The organism is Magnetococcales bacterium, assembly GCA_015232395.1.
Lineage (GTDB): Bacteria > Pseudomonadota > Magnetococcia > Magnetococcales > JADFZT01 > JADFZT01.
Map to the genome: position 1 here is coordinate 1 of JADFZT010000054.1, position 11,486 is coordinate 11,486.

Here is an 11,486-nt window from a genome sequence, read left to right on the forward strand (position 1 = left end):
CGGGTGGGGCGGCTTCTGGTGGCTGAAAACGGCCAAAAAGGGCTGGAAGTTTTTCGCAATGAAAAGCCCGATGTCGTCGTCACCGATATTCTCATGCCCATCATGGATGGCTTGGCCATGGCTCAGGCCATTCGGGAAACCGAGCCTGATCTGCCCATCATCGTCACCACCGCCTACAACGACGACGACTATTTTTTGCGCTCCATCGAAATCGGCATCGACCGTTTTGTTCTGAAGCCCACCAATCCCTTTCAGCTGCTCCAGGTGGTTTTAAAATATGCCAAATCCTTCTGGCGGCTTCGGGAACGGCAGCTGGCAGATCAATATGTCCGCTTTGTGCTGGATATTCAGCCCAATCTGCTCATGGTGGTAGCGGAGGGGGAGATCGAATATTTTAACCGCGCTTTTCTGGAATTTTTCGGCATATCCCACCCCATGGATCTCAAGCGCACCCATACCGATCCCGGGGATCATCTCTACACCCCGGAATATACCCCCCTCTCCCGCTTGTGGGGGTCTGACTGGCTGAAGCGTTTTCTCGAAGAGCCGGACCGTTTTCCCATTCTTTACCTGGCGCGACCCAACGCCAACGAAGAGTCCCCCAGGCCCTACTCCCTCACCACCAATTTTTTGCCGGAGCAAGGTAAGACCATCTTATCCTTCTCCGACATCACCCACATCGAACACCAAATGCGCCATCTGGAGCAGAAGGCTTTTTCCGATGAGCTGACCGGGGTTTACAACCGGGCTCGGCTTCAGGGGCTGCTGACGGGTGAGATGGGCCGCTCCAGCCGCCACGGCAACCCCCTCTCAGTGATCCTGTTTGACATCGATCATTTCAAAACCATCAACGACACCCACGGCCATCAGGCGGGGGATGACGTACTGAAAAAATTAACCAAGGTGATCGAGGAAAACATTCGCGCTTCAGAGCTTTTGGCCCGCTGGGGAGGGGATGAATTTTTGGTAGTGGCCCCGGAAAGTGATCTGGAGCAAGCGCGCATTTTGGGAGAAAAACTCCGCAAGGCGGTGGCTGAAGCCACTTTTCCCCATGCGGACAGCGTGCGTTGCAGTTTTGGTGTGGCCCGTTTTGTCCCCAAGGAGAGCCTGCGTGGGCTCATGGAGCGGGTGGACCGGGCTTTGTATCAAGCCAAAGAGATGGGGCGCGACCAGGTAGCGGTCGCCTTGGATAGCCCAACAACAACCGACACAACACCGAATGAGGCCGGTGACAAAGCCTGACCATCCACCTGGAGCTGCCGGATCTTTCCAGGCCCCTGGTGGATTCCTCCACAACAAATGGCTGCCAGCCCTGCTCCTGGTCCTGCTCTCTTTCTCAATCAACCTGATCAACAACGACTTTTCCCACCGCTATCACATCGACGAACGCTCCAAAATCCGCGCCATCGAAAGCCAGGAATACAATTTTTTCCACCCCATCGGCATGCTGCAAACCGTTCGTCTGGCGGGTCTGATCCAATCGACTGAGGGAAGCCAGGAGCTGACCGAGCTGGGGCGCACCACAACCGCCTTTTATGGGGCGTTGCTGGTCTTTTTTGTTTTTTTGATCTTTCGGCAGCTGCTGGAACCAGGACTCGCCTTTTTGGCTGCCCTGGCCCTGGCCATCACCCCCACCATCGTCATCCATGCCCACTATCTGAAAGAGGATATGATCTTTGCAGCATTTGCTGCCGGGTTTTTCCTCTTTTTCATGAACCATCTGGAAAAACCCTCCCCAAAATCCGCCATCCAGATGGGGCTCCTGTTGGGCTTGGCCCTCTCAGCTCAATATAAGGGGCTTGTGCTGCTGCCGCTGTTTTTGGCTGGTCCGCTGTTTATTCCCAATCAACCTGAAGGGGGCGCGCCTCCCGAGGGTGGTGGCGTGGCTTATTTCAAGCTGGCGGGCTTGGCAATGGTTGTCGCCGCACTGGTATTTCTTGGCATCAACTATCCCCTGTTTGAAGACTTTTCCGGGTTTCTCAGAGGTACGGGCTATGAATTTCAACACGCCCTGGCAGGCCATCGGGATGTGGTCATTCCCCCGGGGCCTTTTTATTTCAGTTTTCATTTGAGCGAAAGCCTGCTGCCGGGAATCACCTGGGGGTTGCTGGGGCCGGGGCTGATTGGGATTATTTGGGGGGTGTGGCGTTGGCGTTACCTGACCTTCCGGGAGCGGCTGCTGTTGGTCTGGATCATAGGCTTTTATCTCACCATCGAAGCCTCCCCGCTAAAACCCTTTCCCGACTTCATGCGCTATGTGATTCCCCTGGTGCCGTGGCTGATCTATTTTGGTTTTCGCCTGTTGGTAGAGCTTGAACGGATCGCCAAAGAGCGCTTGCAGCTGAAAATATCCGCCCCACTCCTGGCTGGTTTTTTATTGCTCTGGCCCCTCCACGATACCGTTAATCTACTGGCTCACCTCAATCGGGACACCCGCGCCCACGTTCAAACCTGGCTTTTAGAAAGGGGAGAGCGAGCGCTTTTTGAGATGTATGCCGCCGAAAAACGGGATGTGCGCTCCATCACCGATGTGGATATTCAAAAAGCCCGCAAAAAGGGCTACCACTATCTGGCCGCTTCCAGCTTTCTCTACGATCGCTACCAGGTCGGCAGCAGGCTCCCCCATCAAAACCCATCGGTCTACACCATTCAAAAACGCTACGAAGCCCTCTTTCAAAACTATCCGACCATCACCTTCAAACCCGCCTTTCGCGCCTTCGCTTTCAGCAATCCCACCATTCGCCTGATCGACATCCGCCGAAAAAACAGTGTCCCTCCTCCCCCCTCAAGGTTGAATGGATCGAAAGAGAGTGATTGATTTTTCCCATCCAACCGGCAAGGATACCCCCGACCCATAAGGGGATGAACCAGCTGCCGGATTCAGGTTGAATCATCCAGGAACAACCCCAGCCCAGCACCTGAGCACCTCTGAGCCTGTGAACAAACTCCGAAGCTTTTTCAAAACCGCTGAACGCCCCTTCCTCTGGCTCACCATCTTGGGCAGTTTTGGGCTGGTGGTGTATGGAAATTATCCTGTCTTTTTAAACGATTATCTGCAAACGGATGATGCCCGGGCCAATATTTTCTGGCTCCATCGGCTGGTGGATCCCGAGCTGCTGCAAAACGATCTTTTGACTGATTATGCGATTTATTTTGAAGCTCTGGGGCCCAAATATCTCTACACCTTTGCCAGCCATTTCATGGATCCTTTCCTGCTGGAAAAGCTCATCCCCCTCTTTCTCTTCACGGTGACGGGTATTCTTCTCTTTCAGCTGGGCAACCACTTGAACGGCCCCTATGCCGGATTTTTGTTCGCGCTCACGTTTCTGGCCCTGCCCAACCATATGGAAAATTTCAACGCCGGTTTTTCTCGCACCTTTGCCTATCCCAGTGCCATTTTATTTATCTATCTTTTAACCACCCGAAGGCTCGGCCATCTCCTCTGGCTTTTTCCCCTCACCGCTCTTTTCTACCCCATCGTTTTTTTGATCAACTCAACCGTCTATTTTTTTTGGGTCTTGATCCGCATCACCTGGAAGCCCATCGATATTCCCCGCCAAAAAATCATGCTCTATGCCATGGGTGCCATACTTCTCTCCGCTCCCTGCATCCTCCCCAAATATCTCTCCCCAGATGACCGCTTTGGCCGGTTGATGAACCATGAGGAGACCATCAACCATCCAGGTGCCTACCAATATGGCCACACCCCCATCCTCCCCCCCGAGCCCTACCATGAAAAAGTACTCGACAAGCTGGATGAGCCTTTCATCATTCTTGCGTTTTTGGTGATTTTTTTCTTTCTCGGCAGGCGAGGACTCGATATCCCCCTGGAATTTTGGCTCTACATGGGCTGCGGCTGGCTGCTTTATGAACTCGCCTATCCATTTTTGCTGACCCTCTATTTACCCTATAAATATTTTCGCTATTCGTTTTTATTCATCATTTTTTTCATCATCAGCCTGGGGTTGGGGCGGATTATTTCCAACCTGCCCACGCCCCTCTCCCGAAATGCCGGGTTGGCGCTGGTGATGGTCTTTGCGGTCCATTTTTATGGAAAAGAGTTTATCCCCGGGGGGGATTTCGACGACTACAGCCCCAAGGCCCCTCTCTATCTCTATCTCATGACCCTACCCAAAGATGCTCTCTTCGCCGCCCCCCCCTATCTGGCTGACGATATTCCCCTTTTTGCCGCCCGCAAGGTGTTGATCAATTACGAGCTGGCAACCCCCTGGTTTGTCAATTATTGGCAAACCATCAAAGAGCGCACCGAAGATTTTTACAGCGCCTACTACACCAACCGCCTCTCGGAACTCATCGCCTTTCGAGATAAATATCAGATTGACTATCTCATTGTGAATCGGAGGGATTTTCATCGCCTCAACCGGAAGCGGTTTTATTTCAATCCATTCAACGATTTTATCAAAGAGCAGATCAAAAAAAATCGCCCCCACTTTTTTCTTTCCAAACATACAAAGCAACTTTCACAATTCAAACTCGGCTCCTTTTATGTCATCGACACCAAACGTTTGGACGGCATGAAGCCCTAAAATCAGGAACCCATGGGGCTGGAGGTGTTTTTTTACTCACCTGTCCCCATTTTCTTCCCCATGATGATTGCCTGGACTCCCCCCTCCCGCCTGATCTCACAGAGATCAGCTGATACCAATTCCGGTTCAACAGGTGAGTCGAACAAAAATAACGTTTAGCCACAGAGGACACGGAGAACACAGAGAAAACCAAAATCGAGCCAAAACGCGTGCCCGGTAGTGGTCGGAGTGTTCAGCTGTTTTTCATGCTTTTCCTCTGTGGCCTCTGTGCTCTGGGTGGCAAATTTTTCGGTTTTGAATGAAGTTCAAACGATGGCCTTAAGCTTATCGTTTGAACCAGAATTCGTATGACTACGCCTGCCGGTTTTGTCCTCTACCCCCCCTCACCTACACCCCGAACCACTGGCAAACCCACCTTTGTTGAAATCTGCCGGAAGCCGACACTCATCACCATTGGAAAACGGGTCGCACGCTTGATGCAACCGGAAGCCCCCCTGTTCGTCATCGCCAAAGATCGCTATTATTACGTTTTTTTGGGCCTGCACATCGATCGGCAATGCATTGAAAATCTGACCCACTTGGCCCAGTCTGCTCCTTTTACCAACCAGCGCGGATCTGAAACCCATGAATGTTGATCGACTGCGCTTTATCGACCTCTATATCGGTTTGCCCCTCTGTTATTTGGGTAGCCTCCTCCGCCGCCTGACAGCCATTTTCCGCTCCCACCAGCCCCCACCTCCGGTCAAACGGATTCTCTTCATGGGGCTATCGGAGATGGGGGGGATTCTCCTCGCCACCCCCGCCATGAAAAAAGCCCGGGATCATTTTCAAGGGGAGCTCTATTTCCTCACCCTGCTACACAATCGCTCCTCCCTGGAGTTGATTCCCATGATCGCCCCGGAGCGGATTTTTACCATTCGGCAGGGCCATCCGGTGCACTTTTTGGTGGATATTGTTCGGTTTATTTTTTGGTGCCGAAAAAACCAGATCGATACGGTGGTGGATCTGGAACTTTTTGTCCGTTTTTCCGCCCTGCTCTCCTGGTTGAGCGGAGCTTGCAGACGGGTGGGGTTTCATGGTTTTTTCACCGAAGGGCTCTATATCGGTGATTTTTTGACCCATATGGTGGCCTACAATCCCCACCTGCATATCGCCGGAAACTATCTCGCCCTGAGCCTGGCCTTGACCCGCCCCACCCCGGAACACCCCTACGTCAAGGTCCAGATCGATCCAGCCGAACTCACCATCGGCCAACACCTTCCCAGCCAGAAGGAGATCGCCTCGGTTGAGGAGACCGTCCGCGCCCGCCATCCTGACTTTGACCCCAGCCACCAGGTTATCGTCCTCATCAACCCCGAAGCCAGCGGCCTGCTCCCCCAACGGCGCTGGCCCCGGGACTATTTTGAGACCCTGATCCAACAGCTACTTAAAGAAGGGGAAGAGATTCTGATTCTCCTCACCGGGGGGCCTGAAGAAATCAGCGCCCACGAAAGCCTCTGCCAAAAAATCAATCACCCCCGCTGCATCAATTTTGCCGGAGCCCTCAAGCTGGGGCAGATGCCGACACTCTATCACCAGTCGGCCTTCATGGTGACCAACGACTCCGGTCCCAACCATTTTGCAGCAGTCAGCCGAATGCCCACCATCGCCCTCTACGGCCCGGAAACCCCCAAACTTTACGGCTCCCTGGGGCGCACCACCTCCCTCTATGCCGGGCTCGCCTGCTCCCCCTGTGTCAGCGCCGCCAACCACCGCAAAACCCCTTGCAACGATCCGGTGTGCCTGAAGCTGTTGACCCCGAAAATGGTTTTGTCCCATGCCAAGGAGTTGCTTCAGGAGGCCCGCTCCTTGGGGGGACAGCGCCCATAGCATCGGGGCATCAATCTGAAAGTGATTGAAATTATTTGGCCTATTCCGCCATAATGGTTTCGGGGAAAAGCGCAGGGAAGCGAGGGATTCATTGGACGATGGGACAGCCATGACAACAATCAACCAAGTGCTTTTTCTCAGGGTTCCCCCCTACTTCGGCTACGCCAACCACCACCCCCACGACATCACCCTCCCCTTCACCACCGCCTACGCCGCCTCCATCCTCAACCAAGCAGGCTTCCAAGTAACGGTGCTCGACCTGTGGGCCAACGGCTGGTCTCTGGAAAAAAGCCTCGCCCACATTTTGGCTCTGAACCCCCAGGCGATCCTCTACGACTGCACCACCGGGGTGCTGCCCGCTCTGAAAGAGATCAACGCCGCCCTACTCAACAAAATATCCCCCCGCACCCTGGCCTTCGGCGCTATTCCGACCTTTTTCCCGGAGGCACTCTTTACCCACGACTCCGGATTTGAAATTGGTCTTGCCGGGGAGTGTGAAAAGACGGTAGGCGTGGTCATGACCGCCCTTGCTCAAGGCTCCGACTGGCGAAACATTCCCGGATTGGTCTATTGGGATAGCGACTCCGAAACCCTGGTCAAAACCCCGAAAGGCCCCTTTCTGGAGGATCTCGACCAGCTGCCTCTGATCGACTATCACCTTTTCGACCTGAAACGCTATCGCAAGTTTTCCTTTCCAGTGCCCATTTTTCGCCGGGTGCGCTGGGGTCATCTCCTCACCACCCGGGGCTGTCCCTACCATTGCTCGTTCTGTAGCCACGACCATCGGCAATCCTTTGGCCGAGCCATGCGCCACACCAGCCCCAAGCGCGTGGCCGATGAGTTTGAACACCTTGCCACTCGCCATGGGGTCAACGCCATTTCCATTGAGGATGACTGCTTTACGGTGGACGGGGGGTATGTCAGCGAAATCTGTGATGAACTGATCCGGCGGAATCTTGGAGTCAAATGGGTGGTACAGACCCGGGCGGATCTTCTGGATCGACCCCTCATGAAAAAGATGAAAGCGGCTGGGTGTGTGGGGTTGAGCCTGGGAATTGAGTCGGGAAGCGACCGGGTTTTAAAGGTGCTCAAAAAAGGGGTCCGGGTGGCCCGGATTCGGGAAACCCTGGAAAATGCCACCGCAGAAGGGCTCATGCTGCGGCTGCTTTTCATGATCGGCAACCCTGGCGAAACAGAGGCTGAAATCGAGGAGACCATCCAGCTGGCCCTCTCAGCCCAGGCGATCACCGTGCAGGCCCATTTTTGCACCCCCTATCCCGGCACCGATTTTTTTGATCCCAACCAGGACAGCCTGGGCGCTTTTGGTGATTTTTCCTCCTATAACGCCATCCATCGCAACATGAGCCAGGTCAGCGATGAACGGCTTTTGGAGCTGCGCAACCGCTTTTATCACAGCTACTATTTTTCCTGGCACTATCTCAAGCTGTTCATGCGCCAGCGACTGCGCTATTTCCCACCCCTGGCGATGAACGACCTGCCCTTGATTGTGCGGGCGCTTTTTTATCTCCTGCGCAAACCGGAAGATGTGGTGGGCAAACGATCGATTCCGGATTTAAAATCACCCTGATCCATCAACTCATCCTGATCGCTGGCGTCGCTCTTGATCCATCAAGAACCGCCTGAACGATCAGGTACAGGCATACCCTGGAGCACTTTTCCATGGCCATACCCAGACAACGCGTTTTGCTCTCTCCTGCCAGCTGGCCCATGGTGTTGGGAGAGCTGCTCACAGGTGGGCTTATCGAAGGGGATCAGGTGGGTGTGCTGGAGGAGCGATTTGCTCAATATATCGGCTCTCGCCACGCCATTGCCATTCCATCGGGGCGGGCTGGGCTGAAATATGCCCTGGAAAGCTTTGACCTGGAGCCGGGAGCGGAAATCATCTGCCCGGCCTTTACCTACCCCATTGTTCCGTTTGTGATCGAAGCGTTGGGGTTTCGCCCCCGTTTTGTGGATATCCGCCTACCGGAGCTGGGGCTTGATCCGGAGCTGTTGGCCCAGGCCATCACCCCCCAAACCCGGGGGATCATTCCCACCCATTTATTCGGAGTCCCCTGTGATATCGAACCGATCATGGCCATTGCCCGGGACAAGGGGCTACGGGTGATTGAGGATTGCGCCCACTGCTGTGGGGCTAAAGTGGGAGATACCTTGGCGGGTGCATTTGGGGATGTGGGTTATTTCAGCTTTGAAACCTCCAAATGCATCAATGCCCTGGGTGGCGGCATGCTCACCACCTCCGATGACCAGCTGGCGGAAAAGCTCCGCCACGCCCGGGATCAGGGGAGCTTGCCCAAAACCTCCAAGATATTGAAGCGGCTGGCCAAATCCACCTTTGAGGCCCTGGTTACCCTGCCGCCGCTCTTTTCTCTGGGGGTTTATCCGGCGCTGCGGCTGCTCTCCATGGTGAAAAAATCAGAAGATGTGCTGGGTTCGGCTTATGTGGGGTCGGATATCAACATGAAGGGGCGTTCCGATCAATTTACCAACTATCAGGCCCGCCTGGCCCTCCCCCAGCTGGAAGGGATCACTGCCCTCAACGCCGAACGCACCCGCACCGCCCAGAGCCTCAGCCAGGCCCTTTCGGGAGCCCTCCCCATCCATGCCCCGGTGGCACCCCACCATACCCCCAACTGGCTGCTATTTTCGGCTCTGGTGCCCAACCTGGGTGAGATGAGCCACAAACTCCTGGCCCAAGGGATCGATACCAAGCGCCACTATATGCGGGATTGCACGGCGATATTTACCACAGACGACCACTGCCCCACCTCCCAACGGGCTGATCGGGAGCTGATCCACCTGCCCTCCTATCCGGGCCTCTCTGAAGATAATTTGCAACGCATTGCCGCCACCCTCAAAGGTATTCTCCAAGAGGGTTCCCCTCAATGACCGCCACTTCCCGCACGCTTACCTTGCTGCGCTGGGGATTTGTTCTGTTCCTGGCTATCGTGCTCGGTTTGATCATGCGGGATGGGCTGGTGCAGGATTGGTCGATGCTGGAGCGGGTCAACGGCTGGTGGCTGTTGCCAGCGGTGGGATTTGCCGTGTTGGATGTGGCCATCGATTTTTTGGTGTGGTGGATATTGCTGCGTGAGGTTTATCCCCAAGCCAAGCCAGTGGCTTCTCTCACCCCTTTTCTGGCCGGGTTTGCGGTGGATTTATTGCCAGCCAAGGTAGGTACCTTCAGCCGGGCGTGGTTTTTGCGGATTTTGTGGGATATTCCCATGCGCCTGGGTGTGGCTGTCCAGAGCAATGCGGCTTTGATTGATCTTTTGGCTGCCACTTTGATTGCCATTTTGGGGCTGGGTTCTTTGGGGCTTTGGAAGACGGCCGGGTTGATTGGTCTTTTGGTGAGTATTGCCTGTGGGGTGGTGTTTGCGGTGATTTTTTATCCCCACCTGCAGGGGTGGGTGCAGCGGGTGATTCGTCCTTTTGTACCGGCTGAGATGGCTTTTGGCATTCACGAGTTGCAAGAGTCGATCAAAAACCTGTTGCAGCTGCGGCTGGTGCTGCCTTTGGCTTTGGTGAAGGGGATTTCCTGGCTCGCCATGGGATTGGTGCTTTATGCCATCGCCCAATGTTTTCATCAGCCTCTCTCGGTTACTGAGGCTCTTTTTGTGGTGGCTGGCAGTGCTCTGCTGGGATTGTTTTCCATGGTTCCCAACGGCCTGGGCATCACCGAAGCCTCTCTGGTGGGGTTTCTTACCTATCTTGATCTTCCTTTGGATACTGCCATTCTTTCGGCCTTTCTCTTTCGGATTTTCACCATGTGGGCTTGGCTTTTGATCGGCAATCTAGCGGGTCAAAGAATGGCCAGATTGGTGGATATACAAAAACAAATACTGGACTGACACTCGGTAAAGCCGATAATGAGGCGAATTGATTGGTGCCGAATCGAAAAATCGGCCTCTAAAATAAAGATAGCCTCAGGCTTGGATTGACTCCATGTCGCATCGGGCCTGCTGATATCCACCCACCCGATTAAAACAGGTGGTCAAGCAAAGGGGAGCAAGGTATGGCAGGGGACTCCAAGCATACTCAGGGATTGACCTCCGACACGGAACTTTTGAGATCTCTGTCGCTGCTTTATGTGGAAGATGATCCAGAGATCCGCGAGCAGCTGGCTCAATTTCTTTCTCTGCGGGTGGGGGAGGTCTATTTGGCGGAAAACGGTTCTCAGGGGCTTGAAGTTTATCGAGAAAAAAAGCCGGACGTTATTATCACCGATCTACTCATGACTGGCATGAACGGTTTGGACATGGCCCAGGCGATTCAGGAGATTGATCCGGAAGTTCCTATTATTGTCACCACGGCTTACAGTGATGAAGAGGCTTTTATGCGGGCCTTTGACATGGGTATTGATCGGTATGTGATGAAGCCGATTGATCCTGGTTTTTTAATCAATGCCATCACCAAATCTGCTCGTTTGGTTTCTCGTCGCAGGGAGTGCACTTTAAACGACCGTTATACGCGTTTTTTGACTGACATTCATTCTGAATTTGTGGTGGTGGTTTCTCAGCAGGGTCAGGTGGAGCATTTAAACCGGCCTTTTTTGCAATTTTTGGGTTTTTCTGCCACGGAGGGTTTTAATCGTCATTATGATCATTTGGGGGCGTTATTGGTCAACACGGATGGCACTCCTTTTGTGAGGGGGGCAGCTGGACGTTGGGCGGATGCTCTTGTGGAGGCTCAGGATGGTGGGGGGGCGATCCTTTTACTGCGCAAGCCTGGGGCTTTGGAGACGGCGGCTATGGCATGTTTTGTGAGTTGTCATTCTTTTCCGGAAAATGGTAAGCGCGTATTTATTTTTTCCAGTGTGGAGCGATTGGAGGAGCGGTTGGAGGTGTTGAAAGGTGTGTTGTAAATTCAGGCAGGCTTTTGATTTAAACTATTAAAAAAAAAGAGGAGGGGATTGGGGAGGATTCTTCCTCTCCAAGGTCTTTCTTTTGATTTTAATCCTTTGATTTTAATCCTTTGATTTTAATCCTTTGATTTTAATCCTTTGATTTTAATCCTTTGATCTTAATCCTTTGATCTTAATCCTTTGAT

At 53.6% G+C, this 11,486-nt stretch carries 9 protein-coding genes; all 9 read left to right on the forward strand.

The features are described from left to right. Positions 1-1,242 (forward strand): diguanylate cyclase (locus HQL52_14125; protein ID MBF0370586.1); only part of this gene is annotated, 1,242 nt, incomplete at its 5' end. Further along, the gene (locus tag HQL52_14130) at positions 1,229-2,818 is read left to right on the forward strand and encodes a glycosyltransferase family 39 protein (protein MBF0370587.1); all 1,590 of its coding nucleotides are present in this window, start codon (positions 1,229-1,231) and stop codon (positions 2,816-2,818) included. The genes HQL52_14125 and HQL52_14130, both read left to right, overlap by 14 nt. A gap of 118 nt (positions 2,819-2,936) precedes the next feature. Continuing rightward, positions 2,937-4,547, forward strand: coding sequence for a hypothetical protein (locus HQL52_14135; protein MBF0370588.1), 1,611 nt, complete (start codon positions 2,937-2,939; stop codon positions 4,545-4,547). A gap of 347 nt (positions 4,548-4,894) precedes the next feature. Beyond that, positions 4,895-5,182, forward strand: a complete 288-nt coding sequence (locus HQL52_14140; GenBank protein MBF0370589.1) for a hypothetical protein — start codon at positions 4,895-4,897, stop codon at positions 5,180-5,182. Then, positions 5,172-6,416 carry a glycosyltransferase family 9 protein gene (locus HQL52_14145; GenBank protein MBF0370590.1) on the forward strand — a complete coding sequence of 415 codons (1,245 nt, stop codon included), beginning with the start codon at positions 5,172-5,174 and terminating at the stop codon, positions 6,414-6,416. Before HQL52_14140 ends, HQL52_14145 begins: the two co-directional genes overlap by 11 nt. 109 nt (positions 6,417-6,525) lie before the next feature. Next, entirely contained in the window at positions 6,526-8,004 is a 1,479-nt protein-coding gene (locus HQL52_14150; protein MBF0370591.1) for a radical SAM protein, read from the forward strand. A 92-nt stretch (positions 8,005-8,096) separates the two neighbouring features. Then, on the forward strand, positions 8,097-9,326 hold the full coding sequence (locus HQL52_14155; protein ID MBF0370592.1) for a DegT/DnrJ/EryC1/StrS family aminotransferase: 1,230 nt from the start codon (positions 8,097-8,099) through the stop codon (positions 9,324-9,326). After that, the gene (locus HQL52_14160; GenBank protein MBF0370593.1) at positions 9,323-10,288 is read left to right on the forward strand and encodes a flippase-like domain-containing protein; all 966 of its coding nucleotides are present in this window, start codon (positions 9,323-9,325) and stop codon (positions 10,286-10,288) included. The genes HQL52_14155 and HQL52_14160 overlap by 4 nt, the downstream gene beginning before the upstream one ends. A gap of 164 nt (positions 10,289-10,452) precedes the next feature. Further along, positions 10,453-11,301 (forward strand): response regulator, encoded by an 849-nt coding sequence (locus HQL52_14165; GenBank protein MBF0370594.1) that lies wholly within the window; start codon positions 10,453-10,455, stop codon positions 11,299-11,301. Positions 11,302-11,486: the final 185 nt, after the last annotated feature.

Bases quoted from the DNA above. Each gene is read 5' to 3' on its own strand.
- HQL52_14140 (MBF0370589.1), top strand. From the start codon at position 4,895: ATGACTACGCCTGCCGGTTTTGTCCTCTACCCCCCCTCACCTACACCC.
- HQL52_14145 (MBF0370590.1), top strand. From the start codon at position 5,172: ATGAATGTTGATCGACTGCGCTTTATCGACCTCTATATCGGTTTGCCC.
- HQL52_14150 (MBF0370591.1), top strand. From the start codon at position 6,526: ATGACAACAATCAACCAAGTGCTTTTTCTCAGGGTTCCCCCCTACTTC.
- HQL52_14155 (MBF0370592.1), top strand. From the start codon at position 8,097: ATGGCCATACCCAGACAACGCGTTTTGCTCTCTCCTGCCAGCTGGCCC.
- HQL52_14160 (MBF0370593.1), top strand. From the start codon at position 9,323: ATGACCGCCACTTCCCGCACGCTTACCTTGCTGCGCTGGGGATTTGTT.
- HQL52_14165 (MBF0370594.1), top strand. From the start codon at position 10,453: ATGGCAGGGGACTCCAAGCATACTCAGGGATTGACCTCCGACACGGAA.